Source organism: Cytobacillus sp. SAFR-174, from assembly GCF_051964675.1.
Lineage (GTDB): Bacteria > Bacillota > Bacilli > Bacillales > Cytobacillaceae > Cytobacillus.
This window is the reverse complement of record NZ_JBQCMZ010000012.1, coordinates 1-22,389: the sequence shown is the minus strand read 5'-3', so window position 1 is coordinate 22,389 and position 22,389 is coordinate 1. Positions and strand designations below refer to the sequence as shown.

Sequence of the window (22,389 nt, the reverse complement as noted above, 5' to 3'; positions counted from 1 at the left end):
AAGTGGTGTCCTGAATAAAAAAATAAACCGGAGATGGCTCCCCGGCTTTGGTTCAATTGATATTATTACTTTACTCCAAAAAACTTTTTCAGTTTTGAAAATACACCTTTATTCTCTTCTTCAAGAGGCTGAAGGGGTACAGCTTCACCAAGGATTCTGCGGGCGATATTACGGTAGGAAACCGAAGCTTTGCTGTTAGGGTTTAAAGCAATGGGCTCACCATGATTTGATGCCTTGATTACTTCATCATCATCTGCCACAATTCCGATTAAATCAATCGACAAATGCGCAGTTACTTCATCAACATCAAGCATGTCGCCATTTTTCATCATATGGCTTCTAATTCTATTTATTACCAGTTTAGGAGCCTCTACATTTTCTTCTTTTTCAAGCAAGCCGATAATCCGGTCGGCATCACGCACAGCTGAAACTTCCGGAGTGGTTACAACAATTGCTTTATCTGCACCGGCAACCGCATTCTTGTACCCCTGCTCTATTCCGGCAGGGCAGTCTATAACAATATAATCATAATCCTGCTTTAATTCATCGACCAGCTTTTTCATTTGTTCGGGTGTAACAGCTGTCTTATCACTTGTTTGAGCAGCAGGAAGCAAATACAGCAGATCTTCAAACCGTTTGTCTTTAACAACAGCCTGATGTATTTTGCACCGGCCTTCCACTACATCGACCAGATCATAAATAATGCGGTTTTCAAGCCCCATTACCACATCAAGATTTCGAAGGCCAATGTCTGTATCCACCAGGCACACTCTTTTTCCCTGAAGGGCCAGAGCAGTACCTACATTTGCGGAAGTAGTCGTTTTTCCGACTCCGCCTTTTCCGGACGTAATGACAATCGCTTCTCCCATCCTAGCTTCCCCCTTGCAATCTAGTTATATTAGGTCTTAGATGCATCAAAACTTGTAATCTATCTACTGTAATTTGATCATTTTCATCAATGTAAGCACATTCCATTTCCCGTTTTTCTTCCTCCTGATCATTGTCAGGGGCACGGTTAATACAATTGCTGATTCTTAACTGGGACGGCTTCATAAGCGAAGCTACCACCACGGCTTCATTATTTCCATGGCATCCGGCATGGGCTATGCCCTTTAGAGCCCCCATAACAAAGATGTTTCCTCCTGCCATAACAGTGCCTCCTGGATTTACGTCTCCGATAAGAAGCAAATCTCCAGGAGTTTCGAGAACCTGCCCCGAACGAATCACCTTCGCAACAGATACAATTTCGTTTTCTTCCTTCTGTTTTTCAGCTTCTTCTTTGGTAATGACATTGGAGCTTATAGACTCAACAATCAGGTTCTTCTTTTGCCTGATTAACTCCTTCAATTCTTCCTGCTGCTCTTCTGTGAGATAACGGTTGCCGACTTGTACCCTAACGGAAAGAAGCCGGTCTTCAACAGATCTGGAGTTTTCTGAAAGCTTTCTGTCAAGCTCTTTCTTAAGCTCTCCATAAGAGCAGGAATCATCAAGATGCAAAGTCAGTCCATCTTTCGTGCCTTTTATAGTAACGTTTTGGTTTTTTTTCATTTCAAGATGTTCACCTCAATGATAAGAAACACATTCGTGCTGATGCACTCTATTTTTAAGCAGACTTTTACTTCAAATACAGCCCGCCGAGAGATTTTATAAAAAGTATGTCGATTTTCCTTATCCTTATTTGCACATAAAGGTAGAATTCGACAGAAACCTTCTAAATCCCTTTTTTACTGAAAATTATTCATTTAAAAGAAACCGGAGTAATCCGGTTTCTTTCTCTCATTGTGAAATTATATCACTTCAGACAATTATTCGTTTAAGCTATCTGCAAATTTTTCAGAAAGTCTTTTAAATGGGTAGACAGCTATAATAATAAAAATGGCATTCAATATCAGAGTAGGCAGGAGACGGGACGAAAGAAAGACTGCAAATTCCATATCAGTATGGTGAATTAGTAAGTTCATCTGGTAAACACCGGCCTCAAGGAGGGTGATGCCCAAAAGCACAATTATGGAAGCCATCGCTATATTCGTCTGAAGAATTCTCATTAGTTTGGTTGTAATAAAAGCAATGACCGGAAATAGAAACAAATAAATGCCGATAATTTCAACATATACAATATCAAAAAGCATCCCGAATAATAGGCCGTAAAGAATTCCATGCTTTTTCGAGCCAAAAATGGTCAAAAAAAGCAATGCAGCCATCAGAAAGCGGGGAACTGCTATTTTTCCGCTGCCTAATAAATCATGCGGAGTTACTTGAACAAATATGCTTTCACCAATAAATAAGGCCAGGAGAATGAGAGGAAGAAGGAATCTTCTCACAGTTCCTCCTCCTTCTCATCAACCATTTCCAATAGTTCAGGCTGTGATGCCCCTCTTTTAACGACCATTACATGTCCGATATCATAAAAGTCTGCTCCTGGCTTAACATATGCAGTTTGAGTCAGACCAAATTCATCCGGAACAACATCTACAACCTTCCCAATCGGCAGACTCTCAGGGAAAACACCGCCCAGACCTGATGTAATAACGTTTTGATCCTTTTCAACCTTCGCATCATAAGGAATCTTCTTAAGCAAAAGAAGACCTTTATCATCATCATAGCCTTCAATCAGACCGAAAAAGTTTTTCTCGCCTGCCTGAATCTTAGCTGAGATGCGATTGGTCGGATCCATTGAACTAAGAAGCTGGACGGTTGAAGTAAATGTATTGCTGCTTTTTACTTTGCCAATCAGGCCTTTTGAGGTAATGACCGCCATGTCCGGTTCAATTCCGGCATTTTTCCCCTTATTGATAATAAGCAACTCATGCCATCTGTCGGGATTTCTTCCTATTACTGTTGCCTGCTTTGGCTCAAATTCACTTAAAGAATCTTTCTTATCCAAAATCTCTTGAAGTTCCGTATTATCCTTTTTCAGCCTCTGAACCTCAGACTCAAGTCTTGCAAGTTCATCCAGCCTTTTTTTCAGATCTTTATTTTCTTTGTATGTATTTTGCAAGTCTTCGACATTTTCAAAGAATCCTGCCACATAATTCACGGGGCTGGAAACAGCATTTTGTATAAACCCGGTAGTATCTTTTAAAAATTGTTCAGGCCAGGTCAAATTTTCTCTATCCTTTAAAGAAAATCCAATCAATGCCACGAGAATAATAATGCTGACAAGCAAAATAATCAGGCGTTTGTTCAGAAAGAACTGTGGCATTCTTTACACCTCGAATAGTATTTTTTCAGGAAATCCTGCGCCATTTAGGCACTGCTCAACAAAATATAACATATATCTGCAGAGATATCATTTGAAGCTCAATAAAAAACCAAATTTGAGCCCATGCACTTTAAAGAAGTGAATGGGCTTTATTATTTTACTTATTCAGAACTCTATTATCGCAGTCTAACGGGCAGTAGTACCCTCATTTCAATTATTTATCGGAAAATCACAGGAGGATAAGTTGGGTCAAACTGCCCATAAAGGCCCGATTGGTTCAACTAACAATCAGTGTGGATAAAAAACCTCCCCCACTGATTGAAGTTTCACTTTATCTGGATTCTTTAGCTTTTGTTTTGAATAAATCGATATGATCAAGAGCTTTTCCGGTCCCAATTGCAACACAGTCCAATGGATTTTCTGCAATAAGGACAGGCATTTTCGTTTCTTCACTGATTACCTTGTCCAGATTTCGAAGAAGCGCTCCACCGCCAGTCAGGACAATACCCCGGTCCATAATATCTGCTGCCAGTTCAGGAGGAGTTTTTTCAAGAGTGTTTTTTACTGCATCCACAATCGCATATACTGTATCATTCAATGCTTTCGAGATTTCATCAGCAGTAATTTCAATTGTTTTTGGCAAACCTGTCAACAGATCGCGTCCGCGAATTTCCATGTTTTCGACGCCATCCGGATCACCGGCAGAGCCTACCTCCACTTTAATTGTTTCTGCTGTACGGTCACCGATCATCAGGTTGTAATTTTTGCGGATATAATTGATAATCGCATCATCCATTTCATCACCGGCAATGCGGATCGATTGGCTTGTAACAATTCCGCCCAAGGAAATGATGGCTACTTCCGTAGTTCCTCCACCTATATCAACCACCATGCTTCCTGTAGGTTCCCAAACAGGAAGATTAGCTCCGATTGCTGCGGCGAACGGCTCTTCGATGGTATAAGCATCGCGAGCGCCTGCCTGGCGGGTTGCATCGACAACCGCGCGCTCTTCAACGGCTGTAATACCTGATGGTACACAAACCATTACATACGGCTTCCCTGAGAAAAAGCCCTTATTTTTATTGGCTTGTTTAATATAATATTTCATCATGACAGCGGTGGTCTCATAATCGGCAATAACGCCATCCTTCATTGGACGCAGCGCAACAATATTGCCGGGAGTACGACCGATCATATTTTTAGCGTCATTACCGACGGCTACAATATTTTTAGTATCTGTCTGCAGTGCAACTACTGACGGCTCTCTGACAACAATTCCTTTTCCTTTAACATAGACAAGTGTATTAGCTGTTCCTAAATCTATTCCAAGGTCTCTAGTACCGATTCCAAACATAAATGGTATCTCCCTTTCTGATACAAATTGCTCATTTTCCTAAGTAAGGTTTTTTAATGGAATTTTCTTTTATTTTTCTAGTACAATCCGCCTCCAAAAATGCAAGGCATCTCAAAAATCATAACCAATATTATATCTTAACGTCAAACAAAAACATAGTGTTATAAATACCCTTTTTCCTTTAAACTGACAAATTTATTTTCACCGATGATCAGATGGTCCAGCACATCGATGCCGATTATTTTTCCGGACTCTGCAAGTCTTTTGGTTACTTCAATGTCTTCCCTGCTTGGAGTCGGATCGCCGCTCGGATGATTATGAATGCAGATGATGGACGCAGCCGACCTGCGAAATGCCTCCTTAAAGACCTCTCTGGGATGTACGATTGAAGCGTTCAGGCTTCCAATAAAGATGGTCTGCTTATGAAGCACCTGATTTTTTGTATTTAAATAAAGGCATACAAAATGCTCCTGAGACAAAAATCGCATTTCATGCATGACATAATTTGCCCCATCCTCAGGCGAACGGATAATATACCTGTCATCATATGTGAGCTTTGAAATTCTCCGGCCAATTTCAACTGCTGCCAGCAACTGAATTGCCTTTGCCGATCCTATTCCTTTAATGGCCGTTATTTCATCCAGGGATGCATCCTTTAACAGCCGAAGTCCTTCAAATTGGGTAAGAAGCCTATTCGCTAATTGCAGAACTGATTCATCTTTCGTGCCTGTTCTGAGTAATATTGCTATCAGTTCGTGATTGGACAAGCTCTCTGGACCATTTTGGACAAAGCGCTCACGAGGGCGCTCATCCTGAGGAAAATCTTTAATTAAAAGAGAATCTGTTTGCATATTGTCCTCCCTAAACTCTGGGCTCAGGGAGCTGAAGATGAATGAAGTATATTAAGGAAGCGAATATCCCGCTTTCCTCAGTTCACGAACCGTTCTGGAGACAGGAAGACCGACAACAGAGAAATAATCTCCGCTTATACTTTTTACAAGCATGCTGCCAATGCCTTGTATCCCATATGCCCCTGCCTTGTCAAACGGTTCACCGGTGCCAATATAAGAGTTAATTTCTTCATCTGTTAACTCCCAGAACACCACATCAGTTTTTTCATAAAATGTAATGGCATTTTTTCCAGGCGTCATGATAGATACACCTGTGTAAACAGAATGAGTGGTTCCAGACAGACTTTTCAGCATAATGAAGGCTGCCTTGCTGCTGTCTGGCTTTCCTAAAACAGCGCCGTCCTTAACAACCACTGTATCTGATCCAATTACATATGAATCAGGGTGCTTATTAAATACAGCCTTTGCCTTTCTATGGGCAAGCTCCTTCACGATCTCTCCTGGTGTCAGCACTGGATCAAAACTTTCATCGACATCACTGCTGGAGACTTCAAATTGCAAATGAAGATTTTCAAGAAGTTCTTTTCGCCGCGGGGAAGAAGAGGCTAAAATGAGGTTTTGCATGTAATCACCTTACCTTTATGTATCATATTGGGAGATACAGGTTTATCGTATCAAAAAATTGCCAGACAAACAATTTTAAAGAAGAAATTTACGGTATTTTCATATCAAATAATGACAAAAAGAAAGAGTCTGTCTAAATTTCCCGAACAGACTCCGCTTAATATGTGATATTTCCCAGAAAATATTCGAATCTTATAACCTTATGGCACAATATGCCGGGTCCTTACTGCCCGCCTGACTGAAGAAGTAACTGATAAGCCGCAAGAAACCCAAGCAGGTGCTCCTGAATTTTACCTGCTGCTGCAGCATCACCTGACTGCTGGTAGGTTTCCAGTTGCTTTGAAGCATTCAATAGTTCTTCTCTAACCGAAATCAGGCTTTTATTTTGAATTTTATCGGCCTGAAGTTCATTCACTGACTTGATGTGGCTTTCTATTTTTTCAGCCGTTTCAGGGGTTATGGAGCTGCCGAGAGTTGCACTGGCTGCACCTTCTGACAGGCTTTGAAATAAAACAGGAGCAATTTCAGCCAGTTTTTTCTCTTCGGCATTTACTCCTTCAATTGCTTTGCCTTCAAAGGTTACTTCTTTAGCAAATACATCAATTCCCTTGCTTTTAAGATCAGCTCCTATTTCCTTCGCCTTATCAAGGCTGCCTGATACCCCTAAGAAAAGAAAAGTCTGCTCTCCCATTGTTATGGATTGGCTATAAACCCCTTTTTGAGAGTTGGCATCCTTGATTTGCTGAGCAGCTTCGCTGTTTGAAAAAACGCCCCCTTGAACTACATATGTTGCAATTGTTTCTAAACCCGCAGATCCTGCAGGAGTCTGCAGACTTGCTTCTGCCGGCTTTTCATTAATTGGAGGCGCCTCCACAGTTTCAGCTGCCTGATCTGTGAATACCAGCTTCAGCATGATGAATCCGAAGCTTGTCCCAAGAAGGACCGCAAAAAAGACAGCGAGAAAAATGGATGTTAAGAATCCTTGCTTATTTCTTCCCCGGAATTTCCTGGCCAGTGTACTCAGACCATTTTTAGCTGGTAATTTAGGAGGAGCTGCTATTTTATATTCCTTTATATCCGCATCTTCCGTTTCCTCAGGCAGAATCCAGTCAAAGCTGTCATCCGCCTCTTTGCCGGCCGCTGTTTGTATGGAAGCGAAAAATTCAGTTTGATCCTGCTTTTTCTGTCTATCCAGCTGTCTCGGATCCCATGATTTTTCCTTCATTTCTTCCTTTTTCTCCTGAAACGGACGGTCCTTGCCATTAATCTTTATCGTGATTGTTTTTTCGCTTTTAGGCTTGTCCACATCTCATCCTCCCTTCCGTACCGTTTCCTGAATTGTTTCCATCCTAACATAATGAAAAAAAAAAATAACAAGACTTTTGTCGTCTTGTTACGGAAGGATTTCGTCAAATTTTTCATTCGGATTTTTGGCTAATTCTCAGTAATGAATTCTGGATCCAATTTATTTATGGGAATACCTTCATTGCCATTTGAGTAGCATAAACTCCGCTTTTCTCCTATAAAGCAAACAGCTGTTATCGATTTTCCGCTGACAACAGCATAGGTACTCTCCGAAGGCTGCAGCAGATTTTTTGTATCAGGATCTCTGATCGGTTCAATGAAGTCAGCATCAGCGAGCATTGAATATGTTACTTTTTCCGGCAGCATACCTCCGCTGATGATTTCATTTCTTATATAAAGCTCCGCTGATTCCTTTAATGCAAGAGCATTTCCCACAAATGCCTGATCCTTCACTCTTTGAACGACATTATTAACTGAAATGACGGCAATTAAAGAAATGATGCCCAATATGACTATGACGGCCAGCACTTCAATCAATGTAAACCCTTTATGGTTTAGTCTAGCAGCAGTTATCATATACTAGACCTCTCTTCGTTTTTTGGTTAAGGTGTCTGATTATCCTCCTCAGCCTCCAGTTCAGAGAAGCTGCTTAATGGATTCCTTTTATTTGATATTCTCGGAGTATCCAAAGGCGGGAGCTCCTTCTGCAACTCTGTCAATTCAGGGTAGTAATAGGCCGCTATCGCCAATTCAAATTCAACCATCTGGTCTTCCTGCAGGACACTCACAATTTCATCAAAGCCCGTATATTTCAAACTTTCCACCCTAAGAATCCTCTTTAAATCCAATAAATTTTTAATGAAACTTTCCATTTCAAAATAAGTATCTGCCTGCCCGTTTAGGACAATCGAAACCTTTTTAATACCATTTGGAAGCTTCTCTTCTATCAATGGATCTGTTTCTGAGATTTCTTTAGAACCCTCCGTTTCAGAATTTTCTTCCTGAGGCTGATTCCCTTCTTCTTCAGAAAGGTCGATTTCTTCATCACTTTCAGTACCATTCATCTTCATTTCTATGATATTAACATCTGAAATAATTTCAGATTTTTCGATATCCAAAAGAAGCTGATCCAGAAGCCTTTTGACAGGAACCTGCTTTTGAAGCTCTACCGTACTCAATACGGTCTGCTCATTCAGCTGCTGAAGATTATTCTCAATAATGGTTAATTGCTGAGTGGCCATTTGCAGTTCAGACTGCTTCCTGGCCATTTTTTCGTTCACCGGTTTGATAAAGAGATAATTACTTCCAAATGCTATTCCCGCTATAAAAACCAATGCAAGCAAAACAAATACAAGCTGCTTTTTGGAAATTTCCCGGTTCACGGAGAATCAGCTCCTTCCCCTTGCTGCGCGGAGGAATCCTTCTCCTCTGTACTTTGGGTTTCATCCATTTCGGCGGCCTCATTAAGCAATGCCGGGTTAATTCTTAATTCAAATTCTGCATAATATCTCGGCTGTATGTTTGCCTGTTTTCTAAGTTCAGCTGCTTCGTCTTTTAAGATGTCTGCAGTTTTAGCTTCGCTTATAATCGCTTCATCAATCCACGGCAATTCTGTCAGACTATGCAAATAATAGGCGGCCTCGCTTTTCGCGTCAAATTGAACAATCTGTTTGACTCTATTTTCTTCATCCAGCTCAAACTCAATCACGAATCCTCGTTCAGGAAGAAGCCTTGTGATCTGTTCCATAAGATAGACTAATTCAAATGGCTGCTTTTCTGCCCATTCAATAGCAATTTTCAGCTCTTCTGCCGCATTGGAAGATTGATATTCTGCAAGCTTTGCCTGCTGAGCTTCAAGAATTTCATTTGTCTGGGTTATTCTTTTCTCAATTTGAAGAAGCTCAGTGTTCTTCTTTTCAACTGTTAGATATACAAACAAGAATGCAGCAATAAGCAAGACAGCAATAGTACCTAAAATAATATAGATGTTTTTGGTTCTTTTTTCCCTTTGAGGAAGAAGATTAATGTCAACCTGCATGCGCTATCCCTCTTTTAAGCCAAGTCCGATATTCACATGGAAAGCTGATTGCTTCAGCAGCTCATACTGTCCGCTGTTCAGGCAGTCCTGGAAAGAAGCAACTGGCACTTCCATTCTGTTTTTTATATCCCTATAAATATTCTCAAGCCATGGGTGGTCGCCGGTTACGATGATTCTGCTAATTTGGCGCTGTCCCTGATTTAATGAATATCTGTAAAAATTCATTACTTTTTCAATGTCATTGTAGATATCCAATAGAGGATGCAGCACTTCTTCTTCTTTACCGCTGTATTCCAGCTTCTTTTCTCCATTAGGCATTGCTGCTGTTACCCACTTGGTTAAGTCTGTCTCAATCGCAATGTTTCTCATAAATACCGGGATTTCTGATTCAAAAATGCTGCACACTGCAGAATTCAGGTCAATCTGAATGAGCATAATAGCTTCTGATTGCTGTTCTTCAAAATAGCTGCAATAAAGACGATACAGTGCGAGAGAAGAGATATCTGCAGCTGCGGGACGGAGTTTGACACCCTCGAATAGCTCTGTATATTCCATGACAATCTCTTCAGGAGCAGCGAACAGCAGGATTTCGGATGAACCCTTCTGATTTGAACTGAGAACATGATAATCAAAAACAGGCTCTTCAAAAGGCAGATGTATGCTGGTGCCGAGTTCCATATATAAATAGCCTTTAATCTCATCCTCCTGGACATCCCCTGGTATGGTCAGCTTTCTTAATACAATAAAAGGATCAGGTACAGTAAAATATACCTGCCTGCTTTTTATTTTCCACTCATTGACGCATTCTTCAAGGATAAGAGCAAGTGTATCATAATCCAGGATCTTCCCATCCTTGATAATCCCCGGCGGCAAAAACCGTTCATCCCATCTTGCCAGATCCAAATCACGCTGACTTTTCAGTTCTGCATATCGAATTACATGGTCTTTGATAATTAAATTTACATGCTTCTTTTTTCCGGGAAGAAATCGCATTGCCATGATGAAAAACTCCTTAATTATGTTAGATTGGCCTAGGGAAAAATAAGAGCCGGAATAGTCCAGCTCTTATTTCAAAATGCCATGCCCTTTATAGGAATGAATGAAAGTACCACACAATTATTTCTCTGCCATAAAAATAAGCCAGTAAAGTCCCAATCCCAATGAATGGCCCAAAGGGTATGGGCTTGCCTTTTTGGACAATTCCTACTATCATGCCAAGACCGCCAATGGCGGCTCCGAATAATGTAGCCAGGAAAAATGAAAGCAAAACAAGCTTTACACCTAAAGCAATACCAATGACAGCATACAGCTTTATATCCCCGCCGCCCATGCCGCCTTTGCTGATTACAGCTATCAGCAGGAGAAGGAAAAAACCGAGTCCTGCACCGGCTATGCTGTCCCACCATGGAGAAAGCGGTATAAAAATGCGTTCTGCTATTAAGACAGCAGTAAAAAACAGCAAAACTTTATCTGGAATAATCATATATTTAAAATCAGATACAAACACAATAATTACAAGAGAAATCAGCGTCCAGGCAACAAATAATTCAGCAGTCCAGCCCATAATCATTGGTGCAGCGGCAAACAAGATTCCTGTTGAAAGCTCAACACCCGGATATATGGCTGAAACCGGCGCCTTGCAGCGCCGGCACTTTCCGCCAAGAAATATATACGATAAGACTGGAACAAGCTCCAAAGGTGATAGAGTATGCTTACAGTGCGGACAATGGGACCGCGGTGCTGCAATTGACTGGTTTTGCGGGATTCTTAGGCCTGCTACGTTGTAGAAGGAGCCTAGGATGGTACCCATCAAAAAACTACTAATTACCAATTGTTCTAGCATCATTACCATTATCACGATTGATCTCATCAATTGTGGCACCAGTAAATGTTATTCCATCTAATGCTGAAGTTGTAGTTAATTCGTAAGTAGTTTCTCCCCCTGTTTGATTAACTGCAACTGAATATCCGTCGGGTAAACTAACTTGATCTATAAAAGGATTTAAATCTGTTGCTTCTAATGAGTTATCAGCGGGTATGCCATTTGCTGCTACAAATAGCTTTGCAGCGTTTAACACCTGAATAGCATCAGCCTTCGCAGCGTCCTCTCTGGAATTCTGAATAATTCCCCCAATACTAGGAATCGCAATCGCCGCAATAATCCCCAAAATAACAATAACCGCAAGCAATTCAATCAAAGTTAATCCTTTTTGATCTTTAAGTCGTTTTCTTAGATTCTTAAGCATTTTTTCTCTCCCTCTCAAACTATTAGTTTATTTTTCCTGTTATGGTACTATTATACTAAATACTATAACTGTGAACAGTCGAATTTTTTAATATTTTGTAAATTTTTATCCAACATGCTGGAAGATTTCAAACATTGGCACCATAATAGATGTGACTATAGTCCCCACGATGCTGGCCAGAAAGACAATCATGAGCGGTTCAATGAGTGATTTTAATCTGTCTGTGGCGCTTTCTACTTCTTTTTCGTAAAAGTCAGCTACCTTCCCAAGCATCGCATCCAGCGATCCTGATTCTTCCCCGATCGCAATCATTTGCGATACAAGCGGCGGGAAGACCCAGTGTTTTTTCATCGGTTCCGTCAGAGACTTCCCCTGCTCCAGTGAATCTCTTGATTTCGCAATCACCTTTGCCATTACCTCATTCTCTACAATGCTTTCAACAATGCTTAGAGCCTGCAGAATCGGCACAGAGCTGGAAAATAATGAGCTTAAGGTTCTTGTCATTCTTGCTATGGCTGCTTTCTGAAGGATCTTCCCGAAGATCGGCATTCTCAGCAGGAAATAATCAAGATAATATTTACTAGCTTTATTGTTGCGAATAAACACAATGCTCATAAAGAATGCCAAGAATAAGATGATGACAAACCACCAGTATTGCTGCATAAACTCACTGGAACTGAGAACAAATTGTGTAATGGCAGGGAGCTCTCCTCCGAAGTCCTTAAACATTTCCACAAAAGTAGGCACAACAGAAACAAGCAGAAAGATAACTACTGCAATAGCTATTATGCCGACAGTTATCGGGTAGGCAAGTGCTGATATGATTTTCTGCTTTGTGTAATGCTGCTTTTCAAAATGGACCGCAAGCCTTTCGAGCGTTTCGTCCATGTTTCCGCCTGCTTCTCCTGCTTTGATCATATTGACGAACATTCCGCTGAAGATTTTTTTATGCCTTGATGCAGCATCTGAAAGCGGAAGCCCATCACGTAAATCCTGTTCGACAGCTATTAATGCCCTCTTGAGTGCTTTGCTTTCAGTTTGCTTCGCAAGTATAGCGGTTGATTCTACAACTGTGACCCCCGCTTTCAGCAAAGTGGCAAACTGGCGCAGATAGATGACAAAGTCCTGGAGCTTGACCGGATTGCCAATTGTTATTTCTTTTGTTAAAAACGTCTCCGGCACTTCCTGAACATCCTGAATCCTTATACCGCTTTCCTTCAGCTGAAGCATGGCTTCCCTTCTAGAAACAGCTGTCACGATTCCAGACTTCTTCCCTTTGCGGTCACGCCCGCTGTATTTATAGCGGGGCATGATCAGTCACCTTTTCCTGTATGTAAGGCAATGCTGATTCTTTGGCGATTTTTCCGCTCTCCAATAGAGAAGTAATACTTGTCTCGAGTGTATGCATTCCCTGGGCGCGTGACGTTTGCATCACATTAACGATCTGGTAGATCTTTTCATTTCTGATCAGGTTTGACACAGCAGAATTATTCATAAGCACTTCTGTAGCTGCATGACGGCCCTTCCTGTCCGCTGTGAGAAAAAGGCGCTGCGATATAATCGACACTAATACAGAGGCAAGCTGTATTCTGATTTGCGCCTGCTGGGAGGGCGGAAATACATCGATAATTCGGTTAATCGTAGCTGGAGCACTTGAGGTATGCAGTGTACCAAGCACTAAATGGCCCGTTTCGGCGGCTGTTATGGCTGTTTGGATGGTTTCCAGGTCACGCATTTCCCCTACAAGTATCACATCCGGGTCCTGACGCAAAGCCGCTCTTAAACCATTTGCGAAATGCTTTGTATCAAATCCCACTTCCCGCTGGTCAATAATGCAATTTCCATGCTTATGAAGATATTCAATCGGGTCTTCAAGCGTAATAATATGCTTCCTCATTGTCTCATTCATGTAATGAATCATTGAAGCCAATGTCGTTGATTTTCCGCTTCCCGTCGGCCCTGTCACCAGGACCAGCCCCTGAGGCTTTTCCGCCACTTTCTTTAAGACAGGAGGAAGCCCCAGTTCTTCTAAAGCAGGAATTCGTGTAGGAACAACACGGATGGCCAGTGAGATGCATGACCGCTGAAAATAAGCGTTGACTCTGAAACGGGACAGCCCGGGTATTCCATAAGAGAAATCCAGCTCGCCATTCTCCTCAAACTTTTTCCATATGTTTGCAGGAATGATGGCTTTAGCCATACCCTCGGTATCTTCCGGACGCAAACTTTCTTTCCCATATCTTTTTAAATCACCATTAATCCGTATGACAGGAGGTACCCCAACTGTCAAATGCAGATCCGACGCCTTCAGCTCATATGCAGCCCTCAACAGATAGTCTATTTTTGTCTTCATACCGTTCTCCTAATCAGGTATAGCTACCCGTAATACTTCTTCAGTAGTTGTAATGCCCTGTTTTACTTTTAGCAGTCCATCATCAATAAGAAAAACTGTTTTATTTCTAATTGCGTAATCCCGAAGCTTTGAAAATGATTCACCATTCATAATGATTTTTCGCATCTCATCATTAATAACCAGCACTTCATGAATGGCAATTCTTCCTTTATATCCAGTCATGTTGCAGGAGGAACAGCCTTTCCCCCGCACAACCTTCTCAAGTTTTATGCCTCTTTTTGCAAAGATCTCGATTTCCCGCTTAGCCGGCTGCTGTTCCTCTGAACAATCCCGGCAGACTTTCCTTACGAGCCGCTGTGCCACAATTCCGCTCAAAGACGATGCAACAAGGAATGGTTCAACACCCATATCCAGAAGACGGGTGATGGAGCCTAATGAATCATTTGTGTGAAGGGTACTGAGCACAAGATGTCCAGTCAGTGATGCTCTAATGGAAACTTCCGCCGTTTCCCTATCCCGGATTTCCCCTACCATAATGATATTGGGATCCTGGCGCAGAATGGCCCGTAAACCTTTTGCAAACGTCATCCCGACATTGGAATTTACCTGAATCTGATTAATTCCTTCAAGCTGATACTCAACCGGATCTTCAACCGTTATAATATTTACTTCTTCACTGTTCAGGCGATTTAAAGCCGCATATAAAGTAGAAGATTTCCCGGAACCGGTAGGACCGGTTATTAAAACAATGCCTGTAGGCTTTTCAATCATTTCTATGAATCTCTGAAGATTTAATTTATTGAAGCCAAGTTTATGGATGTCGTTCAAAGCACTGCTTAAATCCAGCAAACGCAGCACAATTTTTTCTCCGTACACCGTGGGCAATGTGGAAACCCTCAAGTCTACCGGATGAAAATCAATATTAATCTTTATTCTTCCATCCTGAGGAATTCTGTGCTCAGTAATATCCAGATTGGACATGATTTTAATGCGGGCTGAAAGCACACTTTGCATATGCTTAGGAAGAACACGCTCCGTTCTTAAAACGCCATCAATCCGGTATCTGATCACCACCTTTGTTTCCTGGGGATCAAGATGGATATCACTTGCCTTTAAAGCAGCTGCACTGGCAATAATCTGATTGACAAGCCGGACGACAGGCGAATCTTCATCCGCCATCTGCTTATCTTCTGCTGCATCCAGATTCCCCGCTGTTCCCAGCAGTTCCTCGAACCCTTCATTCATATCGTAATATTTATTAATTGCCCGGAGAATGTCATCTTTTGTGGCAATGGCTGCTTCAATTTGAAAGCCTGTTGATAACCGCAAATCATCAATTGTGTAAAAGTCCATAGGATCTGCCATAGCTACAAATAGCTTCTCTCCGTCTTTCTTTAATGGAATGAGAAGATTCCGCTTCGCCACATCTTTTGGCACAATGCTGAAAAGCTTTGTATCAAAGGGATAGCGATACAAGCTGACATGGGGAATTCCAAGCTGAAATTCAAGAACCTCAATCAGCTGCTGTTCTGTAATAAATCCTTTTTGAAGCAATACATCGCCGAGCTTTTGATTGGAATCCTTTTCTCTTAGAGATGTTTGAAGCTGTTCCCCGGTGATAAGGCCGGCGTCAACCAGCAAATCTCCCAGTCTCTTGCGCATCTGCTTCATACCCACCACTGCCTTACCTTTTTATTTGACGGCTTCATTATCTAGTCCCCAAAGATCTTCATCATTTTTATTTGCATTCTTGCTGGTTCCTTTGTTGCCGTCTGTTTCATTTTGCTTATTGTCAGGTTTCTGTTCAGCTGACGTTTTTTTACCATCTGATTCTGATTTCTTATCGTCAATGCTTACACTGTTTTCAGGCTCAATTTCCGCCTTATCAGTGTCCGCCTTATCTTTTTTAATAGCCAGACTGTATATGAGAACCTCATGTACTGGCGGATAGAAGTCTTCCGCTATTTTCTCGGAGCTTATTATTTTTCCGGCTTCATCCACCTGATCGCGGAATACATTTACCAGGATGCCCTCTTTGCCTTCAGCTCCGATTCGTTTTTGTCCAAATGGCAGCTTGGCATCTATTTGAATTATTGTTTTTGGCTTAAAGGTCTGCTTATCTTTAAGAGAAGGCTGATATGTGTAAATCGTCTTAGGCCCCTTAACAGAAACATACAAAAGCTTATCAAGCTGCTGAAAATTAATCACATATTTATGATCATTTGGATTAGTAAAAATGAAATCCATTTGTTTCTCAGAGTCGACTCTGGCCTCAAAACCCGGTTCAATATATCCCGGAAGCAGCCTTCCTATATGCCTTTCTGTAATCATAAAGTTGGTGTTCAGCAGGGCTTTGTAAAGAGCAGATGAGATGATGCTCATTTCGTCTGCCTCGAACTGCAGACTTCCTCTTTCTTCAGCCAGATCAAGAAAAGAAATCTGCGAATACGGACCAACTTCGATGCTGGCCTCATTGCCAGTCCACATATTGATAACACTTTCTTTTCCGGAGATTTTAGTTGATGATTCAGCAATCACCTCATCCTCAATAAGGTCTCCGGGTAAATAGTTTTGCAGTTTTATCGTATGATTCCCGCTTTCAAGCAGGTTTGCATACATAAGAAGGTCTGCTATGAGAGTATCCTGATCGATGCCTTCTGCATAAAGCTCCGGCAGTATTTCTTCCAGAGCAGCATTGAGTTTTTCTTCATCTATTTTTGCGATAAGATGATTTTTTTTGCCTGACACTGCCAGAGAAATACTTTGTTCTACATCAAATTGATAAAAAGACGGGATGTCCTTGACCTCTTTTGTTACTTCCTGAAATTGCATTGACAGAACCGTTTCATTAACCCATTGGGCCTGCTTTTCAGATATATAGGATAATGCCCGGGACTTGTCCATACCTGTTATATCTTCGTTTCCGATAAAAGTTCCGGAAGCAAATTCGCTTTGATCAGAAAAAATCTTTCCGTATGCTGCAGTTCCAAAATATGAAAAGCTAAATATAAACGAGGTACAGAGTGCCGTAATCAAAAACAGCTTTATAATCTGAGGATTCCTCACATTGAGCTTCCTCCTTCAATTATGCGTTCACATTCATTGACAGGTTTACAACCACATTTGGGCCTTCTTCTTGAGCAATCTGTACATCCTGTTCGGATAAAATCCGGCCGGAAGGGAACAATATGTTTCCATTTAAGTCATAGATATCCGCTTCTAATTCTTTGCCGACTAATAATTCCATTTGTTTGTTTTTCAATGATTGAAGCTGATCCATGTTTTCTCCATCACTTGGAAGAGCTTCATTGCTCATTACAGGGTCAAGCAATGATACACTGTTTAGAAATCTTTCAGATGCGTCTTCTTTTACAATAAGAATATCTTTACCGTATGTTAAGATTTCTTCAGCAGCTAATACTGCAGAAGCATCTGAAAGCTGAATTTCAACACCTAAAATGTTTCCTGTATCTTCATCTGTGTAAAACTCCGCTGTTTCCCCCAATAATTGGCCTTTTCGTGTCATTACCTTAGTCTGGGTAATGCGAATCTTTTTGTTTACCAGCTGATTTGCAATTGGGATTTCATTTAAATCAATTACCGCACGGTCACTTTCCACTGTTACCGCGTATTCTCCAATACCAATAATTTTTTTGAATGGAATGGCCTTTACACTGACTTGCCAATCTTCGTGCTCGATTGTTAAGAAATCGATTGAACCTTTTTCAGGATTTATGACTAATGTTTTCACTGTCCCAATTTCCTGGCCTTCCTGAATAGAGATAATAGGAAGACCTGTAATTTCTGTACTTTTTTTCATCTTAACATCACCTTATTTATAGTTTTTCTCTTGGCTGCAGCAGCAAAGGATTTCTGGATAAACCTGATTTCCTCAACAAGGACAGGATAAGCAGAAAATCTGGCTTCAAGACCTTCGGCAAATTCCAGTAATTTATCAAACTCTTTATGAATGATATAGTGATCAAATAGTAATCTCGCAAAGGTGTAATAATCAGAGGGCTGCATATTAGGGTTAAGGCAGCCAATCACTAACATTTCGTAACTATCTTTATCCAGGTTATTCCGTGCCAGCTCAAGCTGTGGTGCAATCAGCTGGAACATCTGACTCTGGAATCCTGCTCTGTTTTCCTGTTCGGCAGCCTGCATTTTCTCTTCCAGTGCCGTATCCTGCTTATTTTCACCGTCTACTCCGATTTCAGTTTCAGCAGCAGACGCCGCTTCATCAGTATATAAGGAAGAGTCATATTCAACAGGATCCTCCGAATCGAATTCATGCTCTCCAGCCGTATTTACAGATCTGGAATCATCTGAATCGTCCATCGGATTAAGACTTTCAAAGTATTCTTCAAGTACATTATCGGAAACCTTTATCTCATCTTGAACAGCCAGATCTTCTGTTCCATTAATTACCACATCAGAATAAACGGAACTTCCTATTTCTTCATTTATCATATCTTCCAGTTCTGCCAGATAATCGATCTCCGGCATGGCTGGATCCAACGTGTTCTCCTCTGTATCTTTTTCATCTATTTGCGGAGCATTATCCTCATTTGCTCCTTCAAACAGCATAATTTCAATTCCATCCAGATTTAGATCATATTGATGACTTTCTTCTTCTGAAGGATCTGCAATAATACTTTCTATAACTAAGTCAAATTGACTATTTGTATTCTCTTCGCTGCTAAAATCTATTAAGTTTAATTCTGCAGTACCTTCTTCTGATTCCTGCTGAACAAGGGTACGCAAAGCAGGTTTATCAGACTCCTCAGATGCATGTTTTTCATTCAAATTCTCATTTACATTTCCTGTTTCCATAATGACTGCGGAAAAAGCACCTGTTTCTTCATCTGTATGAAATAATCCTGTGATTTTATTATGGGCCAGATAGGTACCTGTCAATAAAAGCAGCAAAAGAATAAGTGCTGCCTGCCATTCAGAAAACAATTCTTTTGCTGTCAGCCCAAACATGCCCAGCAAAATGGAAACCACAATGACATACATTTTTCCTTTTTTAGTTAAGCCCGAAGGAATGAAATAAACAGCAGGAATAATGAAAACTAAAGATGCCAAAGCAAATGCAAGGGTGACCATTCCATCTCTCCTTTCTTTTTAAGACTTAACAGCTAAACCTATCAAAAAATGCATAATTCGACCTATAAATACAAATCTTGCTATTAAATATTGTATAATACAAATAGGTATTTTGAAAGAAGGAGTGGGCTATGAAATTTAAAAAATTACTTACTAGTTCAAAAGGCTTAACTCTTGTGGAAGTACTTGTTTCACTAACAATATTAGGGATAGTTTTAATGGGTACCATGAAGTTTTTTTCTCAGGCTTACACTTATACCAATATGAATGAAAAGAAAACGGCAGCTGTCAATGTTGCAAGAAATGCACTAATGCATATTGAGAAAGAAAGTTTTATAGAAGTAAGGGAAGAGTTTAGAAATGACAAAGATCATTACCTTAATCTTCTAATTTGTGATCGTTCTTATAAAATATTTTGGAATGGTGAAACTCCTGAACCAAACTGCAGTCCAATTATAGTAAATAATATTGAGTACAATATAACTATTAATTTACCAAAAAACGAAGTTGAGAATACTAATCCCGCCAAAGGGGAACATTCTTCCTTTTTTGTGCCTCTGGAAGCGACAGTGACCTGGGAGATCAACGGAAAAGAAGAATCTACAGAAATAGAAGGAGAAATAAAAAGTGAAGATCTTCGATGAGCGCGGTGCCACTCTTTATGAATTGCTTGCCGTTTTGGTTATCAGCAGCATTATCCTTCCGATTATTTATGGAGTATTCACTTCTGGGTACAAGCTCTACAATAAGATTGGCATTGAAGGGCAGCTTAGGGATGATGCCGATTATACAGCAACAATGATCATGAACACATTTTATTCTTTTCCTTTTGACTATGTCAGAGAATGCGGCGAAAAAAATTGCATTGAGCTGGTAAATTCATCAAGTACATCTTTAACTAAACAAGAGAAAGAACAGCAGACTTTTTATACCATAAATCAAAACACTGAAAATAAAGAGGAGCAGGTGATCAGGATTGAAATAACTGATTCTGAAAATGACAGCAGCCGGAAAGCAATCTCAATTGATAGCGCAGAGATTACTTCTGCAGCTGATTTCAGCGAATCCGCATTAGGAATTTCATGTTCTGAGTCTACTGATAAAAATGAGGAAGAATGTACGCAGGGAATGATTGATTTAATGCTAAAGCTCGATCATGAAAGGCTTGAAGAAAAATTAGAGCTTAATAGTAAGTTTGGATTTTAAGAGGTGATCATTTGCTGAAAAATGAGCGGGGCAATACCCTTATTACTGTTTTGTTAATGTCCCTTATATTTACCGTTTTGGGAATGAGTATTCTGGCAGCTTCTCTGGGAGGGGCCAAAAGAACGGAAACGAGGGAGAGTGATATCACCATAACATATGATTCTGTAAAGGTAATCGACCAATTGACCTCCGAATTGGCAGGAATTCTGCCGAACCTTCCACTTGAAGATTACCGGAGAAAGGACATTGAAGGAAAACTTTATGTGCGGAGTGACTTTGATATAGACCTGAAGAATAAGCTGAAAGATGACTTAATTCTGCGTTATAGTACAAAGGAAAATATAAGCTGTTTGAATATTATTGACCTGTCAGGAAGCAGTGCAAGCTTTATCGATTCCTCCACACCTTGCATGGATGACATATCTGATTATGATACATTTAATATTGAACTGGAAAATGATTTTACAAGAGTATTAGACATCATTATAGTTACTAAAAATCCTGTTGAAACAGAAGGTAAGATTACACGGACTCTCAGGAAGAGGCTCATCCTGTCTCCCCTTCCTAGTTTTTTGAAATATGCTGCCGGCTCTTTTTCTGATGATAATGGCTCCGGTCTATTTTTAAATGGTTCAGCAAACTTCTCCGGAAATGTGTATGCTAACCGATTAACATTAAATGATGATGCTGAATACGAATTGCGTGATGGAAGGAATCAGAAACAGGATACGAATATGTCCTCAATTAATGGGGATTTATATAGTTCAACAGCGAACCTTCTTCCGCTGCTCGAAAAAAAGAATTTTTATAAAGACCATGTACCTGAGCTTAAGCATGACAGCCAGTTTATTAATATCGATTTTGAAAAAACGATGAATGAAGAAGCCAATGAATTACTATCATCAAAGGGGATTCCTGCCTTCAGAACCGGAAATGGCCATACGTTTTCAGAAGAGATAAAATCCGGAATTCTTTCTTCTTTCGCTATAAATACTCTGATTAAGGAACAAGTAAAAAAGCAATCCGGGCTTCCCGAGATCTTGCAGGAAATAGGCACTAATAATGAATCAGATTTTAAAAGTTACCTTATAAACACACCCAAAGATGCTTCCCTGCTAAACGGCCTTATTCAGGGGGATGTGGTGATTATGGCAGAGGATACTTCTCTTGAATTGAATGAAAAGCTGATTGTTTATGGTGACCTTTATCTCGTGAATTTTACAGATTTAACGATAAACGAGGATATATTTGTAACCGGGAGAACTCACCTAGTCAATTTTAATGGCAAGCTTGAGGTGAATGAAAATATTATTTCGGCAAAGGATATTATTATAGAATCCTATGCTCAGAATAGTGACGAACTTTTCAGTAAAGGCATTAAGGTCAACGGTGATATATTGTCAGGCAAAAACACAGCTATTAATGCTCTTAATACTTCGATTGAAATGACAGGAACCATAATCTCCAACGAATCCTTTACAATAAATGGTGATGAAACTGGAGAACCTTCAGAAAATGATCAGGTAATCTTTGATTCTGTTGTATACGCAGGCAAGCGTGCAATAATATCGAATGTAAATGTTTTAGGATCGGAAAACAACACAAAACAGCTTGTTCTGATGGCTAAAGATGATTTACTGCTCACACGCATAAATGAATTCGGCAATTTCGATCCTGATGATGAAGCTGGAATGCCATATGTCCCTGAAGATGAAAGGATAAAACCTTTAAAAGGATTTTTCTATACAGAAAAAGATGCAGAATTATATGGGGTAGGTTCGCTGTTTTATATCAATGGAGGCATTTTTGCCAAAGAAAAGCTGATAATTAACGCTATTCGCGGTGAAGTAAAGTCCATCGAAGAGCTGCCCTCAAGATCATCTCAACTGGATAAGTATTCCCGTTTTATTGTGAACTACGATCAAAATGTACTTCTGCAGCGAATAGATACCCTTCCAATTGTAAAACATCTTCAAATATTTTCTGATGAACTATTAATAGAATGAGAAAAAGGTGCTGACTAAACTGGCACCTATTTCAAGGACAATATAAAAAAAGAGGTTAAGCAGCTAGAAGATGATTCCTATATTGAATGGGG

At 40.4% G+C, this 22,389-nt stretch carries 23 protein-coding genes; 3 read left to right on the top strand and 20 right to left on the bottom strand.

What is annotated here, in order from left to right; genetic code table 11:
- Window positions 1-65: 65 nt before the first annotated feature.
- From minD to ACTHRG_RS13390, 20 genes are all read right to left on the bottom strand, one after another.
- A complete protein-coding gene (gene minD / locus ACTHRG_RS13485) occupies window positions 66-869 on the bottom strand; it encodes a septum site-determining protein MinD (protein ID WP_076257363.1) in 804 nt (267 codons plus the stop codon).
- Window position 870: 1 nt separating this feature from the next.
- On the bottom strand, window positions 871-1,548 hold the full coding sequence (minC, locus tag ACTHRG_RS13480; RefSeq protein WP_048010999.1) for a septum site-determining protein MinC: 678 nt from the start codon (window positions 1,546-1,548) through the stop codon (window positions 871-873).
- A gap of 257 nt (window positions 1,549-1,805) precedes the next feature.
- On the bottom strand, window positions 1,806-2,321 hold the full coding sequence (mreD, locus tag ACTHRG_RS13475; protein ID WP_076257362.1) for a rod shape-determining protein MreD: 516 nt from the start codon (window positions 2,319-2,321) through the stop codon (window positions 1,806-1,808).
- Window positions 2,318-3,202, bottom strand: a complete 885-nt coding sequence (gene mreC, locus ACTHRG_RS13470; RefSeq protein WP_076257361.1) for a rod shape-determining protein MreC — start codon at window positions 3,200-3,202, stop codon at window positions 2,318-2,320. The genes mreD and mreC overlap by 4 nt, the downstream gene beginning before the upstream one ends.
- 331 nt (window positions 3,203-3,533) lie before the next feature.
- Window positions 3,534-4,556, bottom strand: a complete 1,023-nt coding sequence (locus tag ACTHRG_RS13465) for a rod shape-determining protein (RefSeq protein WP_076257360.1) — start codon at window positions 4,554-4,556, stop codon at window positions 3,534-3,536.
- 161 nt (window positions 4,557-4,717) lie between these two features.
- Window positions 4,718-5,407 carry a RadC family protein gene (gene radC, locus ACTHRG_RS13460; RefSeq protein WP_076257359.1) on the bottom strand — a complete coding sequence of 230 codons (690 nt, stop codon included), beginning with the start codon at window positions 5,405-5,407 and terminating at the stop codon, window positions 4,718-4,720.
- Between the two features lie 51 nt (window positions 5,408-5,458).
- The gene (locus tag ACTHRG_RS13455; RefSeq protein WP_076257358.1) at window positions 5,459-6,031 is read right to left on the bottom strand and encodes a Maf family protein; all 573 of its coding nucleotides are present in this window, start codon (window positions 6,029-6,031) and stop codon (window positions 5,459-5,461) included.
- A gap of 223 nt (window positions 6,032-6,254) precedes the next feature.
- A complete protein-coding gene (locus ACTHRG_RS13450) occupies window positions 6,255-7,337 on the bottom strand; it encodes a hypothetical protein (protein WP_076257357.1) in 1,083 nt (360 codons plus the stop codon).
- A gap of 128 nt (window positions 7,338-7,465) precedes the next feature.
- Window positions 7,466-7,912: a type II secretion system protein gene (locus ACTHRG_RS13445; RefSeq protein WP_076257356.1), complete on the bottom strand. Its 447-nt coding sequence runs from the start codon at window positions 7,910-7,912 to the stop codon at window positions 7,466-7,468.
- A gap of 26 nt (window positions 7,913-7,938) precedes the next feature.
- On the bottom strand, window positions 7,939-8,718 hold the full coding sequence (locus tag ACTHRG_RS13440) for a pilus assembly protein PilO (RefSeq protein WP_440231336.1): 780 nt from the start codon (window positions 8,716-8,718) through the stop codon (window positions 7,939-7,941).
- Window positions 8,715-9,374, bottom strand: a complete 660-nt coding sequence (locus ACTHRG_RS13435; RefSeq protein WP_076257354.1) for a PilN domain-containing protein — start codon at window positions 9,372-9,374, stop codon at window positions 8,715-8,717. The genes ACTHRG_RS13440 and ACTHRG_RS13435 overlap by 4 nt, the downstream gene beginning before the upstream one ends.
- Window positions 9,375-9,377: 3 nt before the next feature.
- Window positions 9,378-10,373: a type IV pilus biogenesis protein PilM gene (pilM, locus tag ACTHRG_RS13430; protein WP_076257353.1), complete on the bottom strand. Its 996-nt coding sequence runs from the start codon at window positions 10,371-10,373 to the stop codon at window positions 9,378-9,380.
- Between the two features lie 88 nt (window positions 10,374-10,461).
- Window positions 10,462-11,184, bottom strand: a complete 723-nt coding sequence (locus ACTHRG_RS13425; protein ID WP_440231335.1) for a prepilin peptidase — start codon at window positions 11,182-11,184, stop codon at window positions 10,462-10,464.
- Between the two features lie 10 nt (window positions 11,185-11,194).
- Window positions 11,195-11,620, bottom strand: a complete 426-nt coding sequence (locus ACTHRG_RS13420; protein ID WP_440231334.1) for a prepilin-type N-terminal cleavage/methylation domain-containing protein — start codon at window positions 11,618-11,620, stop codon at window positions 11,195-11,197.
- Between the two features lie 105 nt (window positions 11,621-11,725).
- Window positions 11,726-12,931: a type II secretion system F family protein gene (locus ACTHRG_RS13415; RefSeq protein WP_440231333.1), complete on the bottom strand. Its 1,206-nt coding sequence runs from the start codon at window positions 12,929-12,931 to the stop codon at window positions 11,726-11,728.
- Window positions 12,918-13,973, bottom strand: a complete 1,056-nt coding sequence (locus tag ACTHRG_RS13410; RefSeq protein ID WP_440231332.1) for a type IV pilus twitching motility protein PilT — start codon at window positions 13,971-13,973, stop codon at window positions 12,918-12,920. Before ACTHRG_RS13410 ends, ACTHRG_RS13415 begins: the two co-directional genes overlap by 14 nt.
- A gap of 9 nt (window positions 13,974-13,982) precedes the next feature.
- Entirely contained in the window at window positions 13,983-15,644 is a 1,662-nt protein-coding gene (locus ACTHRG_RS13405) for a GspE/PulE family protein (RefSeq protein ID WP_440231331.1), read from the bottom strand.
- 21 nt (window positions 15,645-15,665) lie between these two features.
- Window positions 15,666-17,039 (bottom strand): VanW family protein, encoded by a 1,374-nt coding sequence (locus tag ACTHRG_RS13400; protein WP_440231329.1) that lies wholly within the window; start codon window positions 17,037-17,039, stop codon window positions 15,666-15,668.
- A gap of 19 nt (window positions 17,040-17,058) precedes the next feature.
- On the bottom strand, window positions 17,059-17,793 hold the full coding sequence (locus ACTHRG_RS13395) for a PRC-barrel domain-containing protein (protein WP_440231328.1): 735 nt from the start codon (window positions 17,791-17,793) through the stop codon (window positions 17,059-17,061).
- On the bottom strand, window positions 17,790-19,085 hold the full coding sequence (locus ACTHRG_RS13390) for a hypothetical protein (RefSeq protein ID WP_440231327.1): 1,296 nt from the start codon (window positions 19,083-19,085) through the stop codon (window positions 17,790-17,792). Before ACTHRG_RS13390 ends, ACTHRG_RS13395 begins: the two co-directional genes overlap by 4 nt.
- 131 nt (window positions 19,086-19,216) lie before the next feature.
- Between ACTHRG_RS13390 and ACTHRG_RS13385 the strand changes: the two genes are divergently transcribed.
- The 3 genes from ACTHRG_RS13385 to ACTHRG_RS13375 are packed head-to-tail and all read left to right on the top strand — an operon-like array spanning window position 19,217 to window position 22,297.
- Window positions 19,217-19,729 (top strand): type IV pilus modification PilV family protein, encoded by a 513-nt coding sequence (locus ACTHRG_RS13385; protein WP_076257344.1) that lies wholly within the window; start codon window positions 19,217-19,219, stop codon window positions 19,727-19,729.
- Window positions 19,713-20,291 (top strand): hypothetical protein, encoded by a 579-nt coding sequence (locus tag ACTHRG_RS13380; protein WP_076257343.1) that lies wholly within the window; start codon window positions 19,713-19,715, stop codon window positions 20,289-20,291. The genes ACTHRG_RS13385 and ACTHRG_RS13380 overlap by 17 nt, the downstream gene beginning before the upstream one ends.
- An 11-nt stretch (window positions 20,292-20,302) precedes the next feature.
- A complete protein-coding gene (locus ACTHRG_RS13375) occupies window positions 20,303-22,297 on the top strand; it encodes a hypothetical protein (RefSeq protein ID WP_076257342.1) in 1,995 nt (664 codons plus the stop codon).
- The last annotated feature ends 92 nt before the right edge of the window (window positions 22,298-22,389 follow it).